This window comes from Marinobacter lipolyticus SM19 (genome assembly GCF_000397065.2).
In the GTDB taxonomy this organism is placed as follows: Bacteria; Pseudomonadota; Gammaproteobacteria; order Pseudomonadales; family Oleiphilaceae; genus Marinobacter; species Marinobacter lipolyticus.
Window position 1 is genome coordinate 280414 of sequence record NZ_KE007306.1, and the last position, 15002, is coordinate 295415.

General features: G+C 46.5%; 13 protein-coding genes. All 13 read right to left on the reverse strand.

Going from position 1 to position 15002, the window contains the following annotated elements:
* Positions 1-30 precede the first annotated feature (30 nt).
* Entirely contained in the window at positions 31-1002 is a 972-nt protein-coding gene (locus tag MARLIPOL_RS01290) for a glycosyltransferase (RefSeq protein ID WP_012136242.1), read from the reverse strand.
* Complete coding sequence (locus MARLIPOL_RS01295; RefSeq protein ID WP_082446009.1) at positions 999-1973, reverse strand: glycosyltransferase; 975 nt, start codon at positions 1971-1973, stop codon at positions 999-1001. The genes MARLIPOL_RS01290 and MARLIPOL_RS01295 overlap by 4 nt, the downstream gene beginning before the upstream one ends.
* A gap of 21 nt (positions 1974-1994) precedes the next feature.
* A complete protein-coding gene (locus tag MARLIPOL_RS01300) occupies positions 1995-3467 on the reverse strand; it encodes a lipopolysaccharide biosynthesis protein (RefSeq protein WP_012136244.1) in 1473 nt (490 codons plus the stop codon).
* Positions 3468-3492: 25 nt separating this feature from the next.
* The gene (locus tag MARLIPOL_RS01305; RefSeq protein ID WP_145768725.1) at positions 3493-4410 is read right to left on the reverse strand and encodes a sulfotransferase domain-containing protein; all 918 of its coding nucleotides are present in this window, start codon (positions 4408-4410) and stop codon (positions 3493-3495) included.
* Between the two features lie 15 nt (positions 4411-4425).
* Positions 4426-5457 (reverse strand): sulfotransferase, encoded by a 1032-nt coding sequence (locus tag MARLIPOL_RS01310; RefSeq protein ID WP_012136246.1) that lies wholly within the window; start codon positions 5455-5457, stop codon positions 4426-4428.
* Positions 5458-5507: 50 nt separating this feature from the next.
* Entirely contained in the window at positions 5508-6197 is a 690-nt protein-coding gene (locus MARLIPOL_RS01315) for a WbqC family protein (RefSeq protein ID WP_012136247.1), read from the reverse strand.
* A complete protein-coding gene (locus MARLIPOL_RS01320) occupies positions 6194-7294 on the reverse strand; it encodes a DegT/DnrJ/EryC1/StrS family aminotransferase (RefSeq protein WP_012136248.1) in 1101 nt (366 codons plus the stop codon). Before MARLIPOL_RS01320 ends, MARLIPOL_RS01315 begins: the two co-directional genes overlap by 4 nt.
* Positions 7295-7463: 169 nt before the next feature.
* Positions 7464-9428, reverse strand: a complete 1965-nt coding sequence (locus MARLIPOL_RS01325; RefSeq protein WP_186008454.1) for an acyltransferase family protein — start codon at positions 9426-9428, stop codon at positions 7464-7466.
* A gap of 45 nt (positions 9429-9473) precedes the next feature.
* On the reverse strand, positions 9474-10385 hold the full coding sequence (locus MARLIPOL_RS01330; RefSeq protein WP_186008455.1) for a glycosyltransferase: 912 nt from the start codon (positions 10383-10385) through the stop codon (positions 9474-9476).
* 43 nt (positions 10386-10428) lie between these two features.
* Positions 10429-11463, reverse strand: a complete 1035-nt coding sequence (locus tag MARLIPOL_RS01335; protein ID WP_012136251.1) for a DUF354 domain-containing protein — start codon at positions 11461-11463, stop codon at positions 10429-10431.
* Positions 11460-12365, reverse strand: a complete 906-nt coding sequence (locus MARLIPOL_RS01340) for a glycosyltransferase family 2 protein (protein ID WP_012136252.1) — start codon at positions 12363-12365, stop codon at positions 11460-11462. Before MARLIPOL_RS01340 ends, MARLIPOL_RS01335 begins: the two co-directional genes overlap by 4 nt.
* A complete protein-coding gene (locus MARLIPOL_RS01345; RefSeq protein ID WP_012136253.1) occupies positions 12362-14278 on the reverse strand; it encodes a hypothetical protein in 1917 nt (638 codons plus the stop codon). Before MARLIPOL_RS01345 ends, MARLIPOL_RS01340 begins: the two co-directional genes overlap by 4 nt.
* 54 nt (positions 14279-14332) lie before the next feature.
* The gene (locus MARLIPOL_RS01350; RefSeq protein ID WP_012136254.1) at positions 14333-14791 is read right to left on the reverse strand and encodes a pilin; all 459 of its coding nucleotides are present in this window, start codon (positions 14789-14791) and stop codon (positions 14333-14335) included.
* Positions 14792-15002: the final 211 nt, after the last annotated feature.

Below are 15002 nucleotides of genomic sequence, written 5' to 3' on the forward strand. Positions count from 1 at the left end.
ATGTCGTGCCTAACCAACCTTATCCGATTACTAGCCCACCAGATCCCGAATCACGGATTTAAAGCCGTTAGTATTTCTGTAGCCACCTTTTACGAACAGACGCATTGCGGCGAAGAAACGCGGTATAAACCACTTCTCTCGAATCTCGATGCGCTGTTTTAGTGTTGCGATTCTGGATTCAGTCATACTAAGAAGTTGGCCCATCTTCTCTTGATACTGTTCCGGCGCAACTTTTATGGCATCTCGAATACCTTGGGCAAATAGGGTTATTTGTTCAACCTGTATCTGTGCTCTTCGATGACCATTTTTCTCGAACAGTTTCTTAACGGAATGAAGGAATGCCGCAGCCCGGGAAACCCTTACTGTACGATTAGCTATAAACTGTGATTCATTCAATTCGTGACGACGATAATATTGCAGAACCCTACTCTCAATCACTTTGGCATCAAGCCCATCGGCAAACCATACAAGCCAACCATCGTGCGAATTGAAACCTGACGGAATAGGCATGCAAAGATCCAGAAGCTCCCGGCGGATTCCGCAACAACACCCCATCATAAAGTGCTCCAATGTATAGCCCGCCGACCGGATCTGTCCTACCTTGGTCAACCCCACTTCATTTAGGTCACCATCGGTCAAAGCAGCATCATTCATTACTATCAATGCTTCCGGGTGGCTCTCAGCAACATCCATCATGTGCTCGATTTTCTCCGGGAACCAGACATCGTCTTGGTCGCTCAGGAAGACAAGATCACCGGTGGTTTTCATCAGGGCTGCGTTGAAGTTGCCACAGTAGCCGAGATTGCGTTCATTGCGGGAGAACACCACTTTAAAAGGGGCAGTTGCAGCAAACTTACGGATGATAGCTTCAGTCTGGTCGGCTGAGCAGTCGTCTGTGATGACTAGCTCATCTGGCTGGCGGGTTTGATCCACGAAACTTTGGAGCTGGGCTGGGAGGTATTGGGCACCGTTGAAAGTGGCCATGGCGATGGAGATTTTCATTGGTTAAGCAGAAATCTCTTCAGCTTTCTTAATAATTCCGATATAGGCACAAGAAACTTGATCAATTTCTGGCTGATACCATCTGAGCTATATACCTTATTCTTCAGTTTTCCAACAAAATACTGGTATAGCTCATCCTCACCAAGTCGTTTATAGTAGGCCGCCATTGCTGTGTATGTCTGAAAATACATCATGTTCTTTTCCACAGCGGAAGAGCTAGAATGAACGCCTCCGGAATGCACACGGTAGAGTGACGGCTGAATCTCCGCCAAAAATTTACCTTTGCCATACTTGCCGAGCCTCGACCACATAAATTTATCACCATACCTCACCAAAGCAAGCTCTGGCGGGTTATCGAGTACATTCCGGAAGCATACTGTAAGTGTATAAATTGCAGGCCCCTTTTGGAGCTCGGTAGCAGACAGATCACGCCGTGCACCGCCAAAATCCATGTCGACAACAGCCCCATCTGCAAAGGGGGTTGAATCAGTATAGCAAATAACGGTATCTAAATTATCCTCAAGGAATGCAGTCTGTTTTTGAACTTTGTAGCGGTCAATCCAGTAATCATCCCCTTCACAAAAAGCAATATACTTTCCATTCGCGGCGGGGAAACTATACATAGTCGGCCGATGGCCAATTCTGAAGATGTTCGCTTCCTGGAAAATTGGTTTGATGATGCTCGGATATCGCTCCTGATATTGCTTTATAATCTCTTGTGTACCATCAATAGACGCATCATCGTGTATTATGATTTCAAAAGGAAAGGTCGTTTCCTGCATCAAAAAGCCATTAAGGGCGTTCTCTACAAATTCTTTATGGTTATAGGTATGGCACACGATCGAAACTAATGGCATTTCCAGGTCGCCTTCCCACTCTCTCATGATATCGTCCTCAGAGCGTGGTTTCGGGGGTGTGGGAACGCGGTCGCCAGGTTGCAGGCTAAATTTTATTGATTCACTATCACTCATAACTTAACACTAGTCCCAAGTTCATTGGCCATCATACACCTTCCTTTTGAATTTCTTAGCTACAACCCCCTTGGCCTTGAACCAAATCATCCGAGCACCTTCCGCCTGCAGCAGAGTACTAGCTACGAGATAAACGACTAGCCCGACAAGCCCGGCGAAGAAAAATGACAAGATCAACTGCGGGAACCCACATTGGACGGCCAACCATGCAGCCAATCCAGCAATCGCTGCCGATGCCACAGGTTTTATCACGTCAGTCATTTGTTCTTTGAAGCTGTAATTGATGAGCTTGGCGGTGTAGTAACTGTTAGGCATAAGAGCGAGGGCAGAACCGATAACCTGTCCAATTATGATTCCCAAAACACCAAAAGGCACCGAAGCAACAAGAAGGGTGATCTGGATACCTTTCTTTATAAGGTTCAGTTTCAGGTTCAGGTCAGACCTGCCTTTAACCATGAGTATGTTGATATTTAATGAGTGGACTGGAAATAAAAGGCCAACCACACACATTAGCTGAGTATAGAGTACAGCGTCATTCCAGCGCTCGTCGAAAAGCAACTTAAATACGGGGTCGGCAAGAGCCATCAGCATGAGCATTGCAGGTGCCACCACGAACATACTCAGCTGGATAATTTGCCTGTATTTGTGCCGGAGTTGTTCGTTGTCCTCCTGCAAGGTCGCCAACGCGGGAAAGGAAGATTTTTGTAGTGCGCTGGTGAGTTGCTGTGATGCCAAGTTGGTAAGTTTCGTTGCAAAGTAATAAAGCCCGGTGAGTTCGGGGCTGAATAGTTTGGCAATAACCAAAGCATAGGAGTTTTGGAACGCCACATTCAGGACATTGGCAATCACCAGATACTTACCAAAACCGAAAAGCCGCCTGAACGCTGTTCCATCGAAAATGCGTTTTGGTAACCACCGGGTAGAGAACCAGAGAATCACCGTCGCAACGATTTGTGACGTTAACATCTGGGCGACGAGGCTCCAGACGCCATACCCGCGGTACGCCAAAGCAATGGCAACTATCCCAGAGAGGATTGTGCCAGCTGTCGTCGCTACCATCTGCGATCTGAAGTCCATCCTTCGGCTAAGAATGGCCGTTTGTACAATGCGGAACGCATTAACAAGAATCCCTATGCCCAGAACCAAAACCAAGAGCTCCAGAACAGGCTCACCAAAGAATATGGCAATTGGACCAGCGAGAAGGAAAACGACTAAGTAGACGGAGACGGCTATTCCAAGATTCCCCCAGAATGCAGTGCTCAACTCTCTGTCAGTTATTTCCTTTGAGCGAATTAACGCCTGAGTAAGCCCTGCATTCACCAAGACATGCGATAACTCGAACACCACCGCAACGATGGCAATCAAACCAAAATCTTTCGGGGCGAGTAAGGTCGCAAGAAAAATGGTGAAGATGGTCGCGGCACTTTTCGAGATAAACAGCTCCAGAAAATTCCAAAGAGTGCCAATACCAATTTTTCGATTGAGGCTTACCAAGTTTTATTGTCCCATCGGGCAGTGTTTACCAATCTGGCTGAAAACCGAGGTATTCGAACAACTCCTTGTTGGGTTGTTCGAAGAACTTCTGCAAGGTCTCCAGATCACCGGAGTTGATCTTTGACGGGTAAGCCCGTTTGTTCATAATTCCCTTTCCGCGCACTGTTTTAGGCTCTTGGTAGGGAACGCCTAAAAATTCATGGCATTTTCGGATCACAGACTCGCTATCGTTCTTGAGCTCGTTAAAGCCAAGAACTTGCACGTTATCCCAGCCAAACAGACCAACATAGCGTGCAATTTGTTGTTTATACAGCCCCCTGCGAAGAAGACTCGGTTCTTCCTCACCATCACTCTTTTCTATTAAGCCCATTTCAATCTGTACGTACTCCGTAAAGGAGGGGCAACCGTTCTTGAAAAACGTTCGGAATATAGGGCTTTCGTCCCTTCCATGCTGGTCGTTTGCAATGGCCCAAGGTAAAACGCCTTCAACACTCCACTGGCGGTACATGTTCCAGGCTGAATAGGCTCTGGAGATTGGCTCGCGGAGTATGATTATAATTTTCAGCTTGGGGTTGTATGCTTTTAGTCGTGGGGCAACTTTAGCTCGACTCAGGTACTCCGGAGAGGCCTCAAAAATCAAACCTTTTTGACCCGGCCGTTTAATGAAGTGTGAATGATACCAATCATCCCCTTTTGCAAAATTATCCTCTCGGTCAAAAAAGTGTACTTCCTTAGGTTTTGAACCTATGAATCCATTGCGCTCTTCAAGATAGCTAAATAAGGAAGTAGTACCACTTTTCTGGGCACCGACAATCAGAAAGTCGGGTTTATGTCCGCTAAATAATGCGGCATCCACCTTTCTTTTGGCCTTTGAAATAACTCGTTGAACTAGCATTTTATGCTCTGCATTACGTTTAATTAGAGACCAAATACGTTCAGACAATGCTTTGGACCTAGATTAAAACATCTTCGCAATATCCTGCTTTTCGAAAATTTCATAAACCCGTTCCGCATCTCTCTTCGAATATCCCTCCAACCTCCAACGATTGGCATTAGAGAAACTCGTCTCCCCGGAGTATACCGGAACCTTGTCCGCACTTACCCCACCCTGCTCAATCAGCCGGCGGGTGATTTCGTTGTAGTAATATCCAGGTCGCCGGCAGAAGTCTTCGTACTGAACCTCCAGCTTCCTATGGCTCGGCAACGCAGCAATACCCTGCTCTACCGAACAGTTGATGGCAGCGATCTGTCCAGCTACGGATTCCAGCGGGTCCAGGTCTTTAAGGTGCGGGTATTCTTTTATCTTGAACGAATACCAAGTGCTGGCATCGCCGTACTGGCGCTTTCGGGCTTCCAGCGCGGACTGGATGTTAAAAATAGGGTCACGGCGAACCCAGATGAACAGCGCCTTATCGAACTGATCGGCCAACTCGGTGATATTCTGGTTCATGATCATAGCCTTCATGGCGAACGGTTGTTCGAAAATGTTCGCCAAGGCATTGAGCTCATCCCGGAAGCCGGCGAGGTTGGCTTTTTCCCGGAGTTCCTCTGGCCGCATGTAGTCCAGCTCATCGAAAGGGAGGAAGCGGCGCCAGAAGTACCAGAATTCATTGGGGGCCAACGCACCGCTGGTTTTGCCGTTATCCGATCTGAAGTTGATAGCGGAGTTAAAGTCCAGAATCTCGTTGCGGAAATTGTAGCGCGGGTCAGTCAGTAGCTGTTGGATTTTCGCACCAACCAGTGGTGCGCCGAAGAAGCGGGACAAGAGGTTGGTTGGGTATGCTGACAGGCCGCTGTTTGCCAACCACTGAGTAAAAAGCGTGGTACCAGAGCGAAGCGGTCCCATTACGAATATTTTTGAGTATTTTTCCGAAGCATCTCCGAGATATTTCTCGTTTGCACACGCCAGGTTGGTGTTTAGTTCTTTCAGTAATACTTCCAGATCAGACACCCGACTGAACTGTTCGACTCGTATTTCTTCGTCAGCCATAAAAATGTCCATTATAAGAAAATAAATGAAAACACACCTAGCGGTACTTCTTAATTCAGCTCATATTGCCTAAATAACGAGACCACTTGGTCTGGCGAGCAATTCATCAGAGCATCGATAATCGAGAGATTGGGAACGAACTCGGATGCGCCCTGATTGTACTGAACAGGTTGCGACTCAATAAACTTGAGTACAACGCCTTTCTCTGCAAACTCGATATCTGAGTAAAGCGCCCGCCCTCCCGGGGCATTGATGTAGCAATCGGCTTCGAATTGATGACACAATGCAAGCAATCGCTCTCTGGCACTTGCACTCCTTTCATACTCCAAGTCACTTGTTTTCATAAAGTGTCTTGTTACACCTAAGTATGAAAAAATGGCTCCGTAGCTTTCGATGCAAATGGAAGCAATCGAACGATCCTCTTTGGTCAGGATCCGCTCAATCAGAGGGAATATTTTTTCGAAAAATGGCGCCTTTGAGTAGCTCTGGACAATTGTCCTAAGAACTCTGGTAACGTCTTTCGAGAACTCAAGATCCGAGATCAACTTATTCGATGAAGCTCCCGGAACAGGCACCGTAAACCGACAGACGCCATTGGGTGACAGAATACTGTTCCTGTTAATGTAACCCTGTTTTATGTAAGAAACATCGTCGTACACGAGGAATAGATCAGATGCGTATATGAGCTGAAAATAGCCGATGTATGGAAAAAGGTACGGCTGCATGACGGCCAGATTCATGCTGCAAGCTCCGCCTTAATCACATTAATAACAAGTTCTTGGGCTCTTTCACTGAGATCACTGTATATTGGCAGGCACAGAATCCGGCTGGCAATGTCACTCGACACTTCATGACTGTGAGAGTCTCCCAGACAAACAACAGACTCCAGAGACGGGTAGAAATATCTTCTGGTCAGTATGCCCTGATCCTTGAGTGAGGCTGCTATTCGAATGGTCTGTTCTTCGCTGTCAAATACGACCGGAACATAGGCGAAGTTATAACCGAGACCGGGGGATTGAATCTGGCGCTTAACTGTGTGCCCAAGTGCCTGCTCATAACGTTGCCAAACTACTGCCCGCGCGTTAAGGTTCATTTCAATCTCATCCAGTACACACAGCCCCATCGCAGCTTGCAACTCGCTCATCTTGGCATTAATACCTAGCTCCTCAATACATTCTGGCCCAGTGATACCAAAATTGATCATCTTTCTGGCCCGCGCCAAGTCTTCCTTATGCTTAAAAACTATAGCGCCGCCTTCACCGGTGTGGAACAGTTTGGTTGCGTGAAAGCTAAGAGTGGCTGCGTCGCCATATTTGAGTATGCTTTCGCCTTTGTACTGCACGCCAAAGGCGTGGGACGCATCGTAAATGACTTTCAGGTTATTCTTCCGTGCAATAGACCCAATTTCTTCGACGTTGCAAGCATTACCGAATACGTGTACTGGCACAACAGCACGGGTGTTTGGGGTTATAGCCGCTTCGATCTTTGCCGGGTCCAGGCACCAGGTATCCGGGTCTATATCAGCGAATACCGGCTCGACCCCATCCCACTTCAAGGAGCTCGCTGTAGCAATAAAGGTGAACGGCGTGGTGATGGCCTCCGGGTTCTCGTCTGGCTGGGTATCACTAACTCCCAACGCACGATAGGCAATTTGCAGAGCCAAAGTACCATTCGCCACCAGCAACAAGTTTTCTACGCCCAGATATTCTTCCAGACGGCGGGTAAGCTCACGTACCAGCTGCCCGTTGTTAGTAAACCAGTGGCGTTCGTAGATACCATCAATGTATTTATCGAGTTTTTCTCGACTGGGAAGGTAAGGTTTGGTTACAGGTATCATTTAATAGTACTCTTTAAGTTTACGCCCGGCCCCCTGTAAGGCTCTATTCGACAGAGTCTTTTCTGACAACTAACTAAGGAGGACGTCGATAGCCGCACTTTTCTTTGCGTGTCTACCCAATACTCTGCCGATTACATTTGTCACATGCCACATAAAAAATAGCAAATGCTTAAAAGAGATCTACCATCCCAGCATCAATTATTAACCGCTTTACTTGGGGAGCAATCGATTCAGCAAAGGAAGCGGTAAGGTGGCTGGAATCCCGGAAAACCACCTTCTCTCCTCGTTTAGCACTGCAAACACGGTCTGGGCAAATCAGCTCATTAAAATTGAGAACCGTTACTTTTTCGACTTTTTTCTGGTAGAAATCGAGTGCCTGACTTAGCGGTGGCAACGAATCGTTTAGCTGAATACTGCACTTTCGGCTTGCAAAGCCTGGAGCCCATCGGTTTCTTGATAGACATTGAGGCCCAGAGAATCCCAGCTTTGGCGTAGGGGTGATTACCATAACATGCTTCTCAGCAATACCAGCCAGAGAGCGAATCAACGAAACTCCAGACTCCTCCCATTGCTCCTTGGTATACGGATATCCGGAGCTTGAGCCGGTAAAAATGACCGTTGGCTCATACCTACCCAAGGTATTAATAATTTTCTCTTTCCATTCTTCACATTCTGTAAAAACTCGATTTATACGATCATAAAAGAATGGCAAATCTATCATTGGACACGATGATTTTGTTGCAATAATTAAACGCCATCCATTTATGGAAAACAGTTGATATATCGCCGGAAACCACTGTGCAGCAATGCTATCCCCAAGCAGAACTGCAGTTTTCTCAGCATCATCCGGACCAAAGACACAATATTCAACTTCAGAAGAGTGAAACCACTGGTCACACCCCATTTCATATATTACAGGAAGGTTGATTGATTCCCAATTTACAGGCTCCTGATCAGACGATGCCATTAAATCGATCGTCCGCTCTTTCCATACTCCTCCCAGGACTATCACGAATGCGAATATAGACATGGAAAGCAGGAGCACTCGACCAGGACTCTCACCCCTTAAGTTTGAAATTCGGACGGGTAATTCTATATACCTAAAACTTAACCAAGCCATCAAAAAGCTTAATGCAACAAGAACAACAGTAACACCCGGAGAGTCATCGACCAACAACCAACCCAAAAGCAACACTGGCCAGTGCCACAAATACCATGAATAGGATAAACCACCCACAACCACGCCCCCCCTACTTCTCAGAATAAGGTTTAGTGGTGTGTCAATATCAGCGTTAAGCGAGAATAGGACCAGCGCACATCCGACGGATGGTAGTAACGCGAAAAACCCGGGATACGACAACCCCTCCCGCAGAGCAAAAAAAGAAATACAGAGAAAGATGGTCCCCAGAAACTGAATAAAGAGCATAAAGTTTCGTTGAGGCGCCTTCTGAGAAGGCACGCGACCAGCCAGGACGATTAATGCCCCCAAAGCAAACTGCCAAACCCGTGAGATTGGCAGAAAAAATCCCCAGACCGGCTTAACTAGAGTGAGAAATAATGAAAAGAAAAATCCTAAAGTAGTGGTTAGCAAAAGGATATAAAATAGTCTTACGTTACTTTTACACTGGCTTTTATTAAGAAATACACCAGTAGCAAAGAGCAGAAAAAATGGCCAGAAAAAGTAGAATTGCTCCTCTACCCCTAGCGACCAAGTGTGCAAAAAAAGATTATATTCATGACCCGGATCAAAATATCCTCTATCGACAAAACTGAGATAAAGGTTATGAACCCAGGCTAAAGAGGCAATAGCGGAATTTTGTTGTAATTGCTGCTCCATGGGAGAAAGAAACACGAATGCCAAGGAACATACCACAACAACCATAAACAGAAGAGCAGGAAATAAGCGCTTCACTCTACCTGCGTAAAACGAAAAAACGTCAAGTGAACCTGTTTCTTCTAGTTCTGACAACAACTTTCTTGTTATCACGTATCCGGAAATTACAAAGAATACGTCCACACCAGTATAACCACCGGAGAGACTGCTCAGTCCTGCGTGGTAAAGAACAACCGCTAACACAGCGATTGCACGGAGGCCTTCGATTTCAGGAATTTTCGTTGAACAACTATGCTTCAAGACTTCGCGCCCTTTGCCACAAGGAATCCCCTGTCTCTATCAGATTCAAGATCGCCGACTCTCTCTACCTAATTTCAGCCGGGCTTTCTCAACGTACTTCACGATTATCAGAAGTAAACCGATACCTATGACACAGGCTTTTCTTTTTATGCCAGAAATCTCTCTATTTCGTAGAACAAACCCAACCTGCTGAATAAGTCTCACCAGTAGAGGTTCCACATGCGCGCCTTCAACCGGCTGAAACTCTGGCGCGCTAATATCGTGCTGCCCCCCTGCAATACGGCGGGTTTTGGCAACCAATTCTGACAAATTCCTACGCGCGGGATGAGTTACCCTACAAGAAGGCTGATAAACAATCGAGAACCCATGGGAAGCAGCCCTCGTGCACCACTCATAATCTCCCTTGGACTTAAGATTTTCGTCAAATGTGCCAACAGCCTCAAACACTTCCCTCTTGGCAAATAAGTTAGCCGTAACCGTGAATCCTTTCCGCTCAATATTAGTTCTTTGTTGAAACCCATAGGTCAAGTCGAATAATTCCGCAGGGGTTGGCCTTTTCTGATCAAATGGCCGTAGCTCGACCTCTCCACCAATTATCGATGCCCTGTCGCGATAAATCGAATTAACACCATTTTCTATCCAACATGCTTCCGGGATGCAGTCCGCATCAGTGAATGCAAATATCTGGCCTCGAGCCTGAGAGATTCCTTTATTTCTTGCAGCATAAGAGCCAATCTTTTCATTTTCCTCTGAAAGATGGTAGATCACATCGTTTCCGGAGGTTAAAAATGACTTTATTACATCCATAGAATCGTCATTTGAGCCATTATTCACCAGGATCACTTCGAATCTGTCATGTGGATAGGACTGTCGTGACAATGCCTGCAACAAATGCCGAATTTGTCTTCCGGCATTGTAGTAAGGAACAATAACACTTAGGAAAGGAAATGCTGTCAACGTTTCACACCTAAAATTATTATGCAGCTCATTAAATAGAACTTCACTTTACCGCCATTCTTTCGATTAAATTGGCCGAATACTCAACAACATTAATCGTATCGTCCATTAGAGCCTTGTGACGCGACAAAATTTCTTCAGGCGAAACCAACAACCAGGCCATAATACTATCTATCAATGCCTTTTCTGATAAGTCTTTGACATTCTGGAGCAGTCCATAAAGGGACTCCTGTTCATTACAGTAGCCCCGCCCAGTATGTGCCGCATAAATCGCTGGTACACCCAATACCACCGACTCCGAAGCCATTGTTGCGCTTTCTCCAACGTATAGTCGACAGAAGGCCATAACGTGATGCAGTGAGGACGGACTGCCCTTGTAACTGTATGGGAGTAAATCATCAGGCAAAGGAGCTTCAGACGATACGATAACTTTTCCCTTCATACCAAGAAAACTCACTACACTTCGCAACAACTCTATAGACCAACCTTTTTCATTCAGATCATGGTTCGCGTTCCAGGAAACAACACGAACGAGAAAAGTTTCTTCTGACTGAGATAAACCGTTTACCACTGCCTCGGCATACTTTGGCTTGAAGTAGTCGGGGTGCAGGTACGACAACTCATGATAACCGTTATATCTTTCACTCCTTTTTGGCAGCCAACCTTCATAAGATCTAGGCACGCTGACGATTGAAGCGAAGGGGTAAGTTAAAGCATTTTGTAGGGTAGCATTTTCGGTATCATAAAAAACCACAGAAGAAGTATTAGTAATACGCCCCACTTGGGCCACAAAAATTCCACCTATAGCAGACATAACGTCGGGCTTAAACCTACGATTAACTTTATATAGCGCGAAATTTCGGGTTATCAGCTCTTTAAGCATCCCAACTACCCCCCCTTTGCTTGCGGTGGATAGTACATAATGCGGGACATCCATATCTTCCAGTAGTTTTACCGTAACTTCTTTCTCCCGACTGGTAACGAGAATCTCATGCCCCCGCTCTTTCAAAACAGAGATGGTATTCTTGAAAAAATGAACATGAGCAGGGTGACATATATCGATCAGTATTCTACTCATTTGCTCGACTGGTCTCCCTGAGCTTCCTCAACTCTATCATCCCCTGAATCGGACTCTTGATACATCAGCTGAGTGATTTGTTCTGATACGAGGCCCATCAAAAAGATCAATATTGCTGTAGTAAAGAGCAGTGCACTCATATTTGTAAATCTGCCCACACTTATATATGTAAAAATATAATAACCAATGCCCATGAGCAGAGGGAGAAGACTTAGCGGGAAGAAAAGTTTTAGTGGGGAATACAAGGTTCCAATTTTGAAAATGATTAACAGAAAACGAATACCATCTTTCAAAGGACGAATATGGCTCTTACCGTCACGCCGGCCAGCGTGGATCGCCTCATAAGCCACGGAGTAGCCTGCCCTGAAAAAAGCCATAGTACTCGTTGTCGGGTAGGAAAACCCATTAGGCAGAAGCGACAGGAATTCGCGGAACTTCTTTGCTCTCGCCACCCTGAATCCCGAGGTCAAGTCCGCGACTTTATGCCCAGTCATATAGCTGGCCAGCCAGTTATACACTTTATTCGCGACACCTCTCCCGACATTGGCTTGGGAACCCTTCTGGCGAGAACCGACAACCAGGTCAAACCCTTCATTTAATTTCGCCAACAAACGGGGAATATCCTGCGGATCATGCTGGCCGTCAGCATCCATGAACAGTAGTATGTCACCTTTCGCCGCTCTTACCCCTGCCTTAATCGCCGCGCCATTCCCCTTGGAGTAGGGGTGACTGATCACCTTGACTCCATCACGGGCAGCTACTTTGGCTGTCTCATCAGTTGACCCGTCATCAACAACGATTATCTCAAGTGGAGAACAAGAAGAACTAATTCCGTCTAGTACATCAGGCAGTGATAATTGTTCATTCTTTGCTGGAATTATAATACTGAGGGAATCTGTCATCCGTCGGTCGCTCGCGCCAGGTTTAATTGTTGCCTCAACTGTTCTATTTCTTCATTCAATTCAAAACACTGGGTATCCAGAGAATTGCGACACCGAGACTCCATAATGTTATATAGCTCTACCGCATATGACCGGTCATCCTGAGCGAGGGCCACCTGAACTGCTGCAAAGAGAACATCCAGTCTTTTCGTTCCTGTGAGCGCATCAGCCAGATATAGACTGGCCCTATCGAACTCGCCAGCATAGTAATATATCTTGGCAACAGCAACGTTGAGATCGACCGAAGCCTTCGCGAAGTTTTTGTTTCCCAGAAGAATGAGTGACGCACGTAACACCTTCTTTGCAGTGCCTTCAACGCAGCTCCCACTCTCCAACTTTTCCATTATTGACGACAGGGTGTTAATGGCATTTTTGTCATACGCTGCTGCTTGAGCGCTCTGATAAAGCAGGATTTCGGGGACTGAGCTTTCCACGTCACGTCCAAGGCAGCTTATTTCCAGCCACATCAAAGGTTTCGTTACACTATCGGGGAACTCATCAATCGTCTGCGCGTAAAAATCATTAGCCTTGCCATAAAGCCCGTAGGAAACCAACATGGACGCCATATGGCTTTGTGTTCTTGTTGAAGCGGGGTTTGATTCATACCAACGAACAGCCTGCTTTAGAGGATTACCCCAGATTCTGGCTTCCTGATAGGAAATGAGTGAAAACATCAACGAGAAAAGTATTACCCCAACCGTGGCCACTGACAGAACCTTCCGGGGGAGCCCGACAACAACGCCAGCCAAAACAATGAACAACCCGACAGACGGGAGATAGTTACGATGCTCAAAGTACAACTCAAGAGCAAGAACTGAAGACTCAAGCGAGTGACCTATCAAGAATACCAATATTCCGATTGTTATCAGCGGATATTTCTTTCTGACCACAAACGAAAGCACTAACATCGCAATTAGCAGCGCAAGCCCAAAGACTGTGCTGATCGGAGCCAACAGACCTCGTGAGACAGGGAAATTATCCCAGAGCACCACAAAATCCTGCCCCACCGGGTACAAAGTTTTTGCTGCGTACATCGGAATTATTCGAAACTGGCTATACACCCGCTCGAAAAACGAAAAATCCCGATACGTATATGCATCAATGAAGTATTTCTGAAAATCGAAAATGAAAACAGTCAATAATAGGTAGATCGGGCTCAAAACGGCGTTGATTCCAACAAATCGTAACGGCTTACTGACTTGCAGCTCGGGAGGCTTCGCCCAAAACACGACCATGCATAGCAGAGGGAGCAGAATTCCATTCTCTTTCGACAACACTGCCATCACCGTGCACAGCAACACTGCCACGATTGCAAGCAAAAACCGACAATCAGCGCTCCTGAACCTGGAAAAATAGAGTAGATAGACCCATAGATTGATACCTACCAACATCCAAAATGCGGCCAGCATTGCCATCCGCTGGATCACATATTGCACCGTTGTTTGATGGATTGGCGATGCAGCCCAGGCAAATGCAATCACTAAAGCAAAAAACAGAACCAATCCTAGATTCGTGCCAGCCTTTGGGGACGCGATCGCGCGCATGAGATTGCATAACAGAACAAAAACAAGCAGGAAGTTGGCAGCGTGAATCAGGTAATTCACAACTTTGAAATAGTATGGCTCTGGCCAACTGTTATGCTGGAAGGCAAAGGTTACTAAAGACGCCGGGCGACCCAAGCTACCAACGCCCCCTGCGAGGAATGCGTAGTATCTCTCCAAAGAGCCTTCCGATAGGCTTGCCAATCCGGAGAGGTTGCCTGTGTCGTCCAGAATCCAGGCCCCACTTGCTCCCGGCAAGTTCAGAAATAGCAACGCCCCGGCCAGAATTATCGAGGTAGCATAAACGATGATCCGAGCTTTTAAACTTTCCATATAAAAAAGCCCATCGCGATTTTAACCGCGATGGGCCCTGACTCCATTCAGAAATTACTTACAAGCAGTCGGCAGGTAGTTATCGGCAATGGTATTGGTTGCTGCCGCAGCACCAAGATTACCGCACTCCCAAGTGGAGCCACCGTCAGCAGTGGCAATTGCGAATGTCTCGCCAGCGATGTTGTTATTAACATCAGCTGCCTTCATGGTAGCTGAAATCGTCCACGCATTAGTGCCATCGTCAGTGATAGCCATGCTCGCAACATACTTACCAGCAGTAGTAGCTCCGAGATCAGCCAAAGTCGGAACAGTCGCCTTGTTCTGGAAATATTCAGCAGAAGGAGACTTCAGACCGCCAGTCAGGTTAACAGCCTCAGTCACCTGAGAGCGTGCAATGTAGTCTTGATAGGCAGGAATAGCGACAGCTGCCAGAATACCGATGATCGCCACAACGATCATCAGTTCGATCAGTGTGAAACCCTTTTGCGCTTGGTTCATCTGAATGTTTTTCATTATTAAACCTCTGTGTTAGTCGGTTTTTGATTTCGAGATGGCTCCGGGGCCGGTGGAGCTTTGCCCCGCAACCGGTTTGAGCCTAAATGAATCCAAGCAGGGGACGTGCCAACCTTATAGACCATCAATTAAATGGCATTATATCAGTAACATGCACACTCTACGTGAACCGCGTCACACACAACTAAAATGTAAAACAATGTCAACCAGC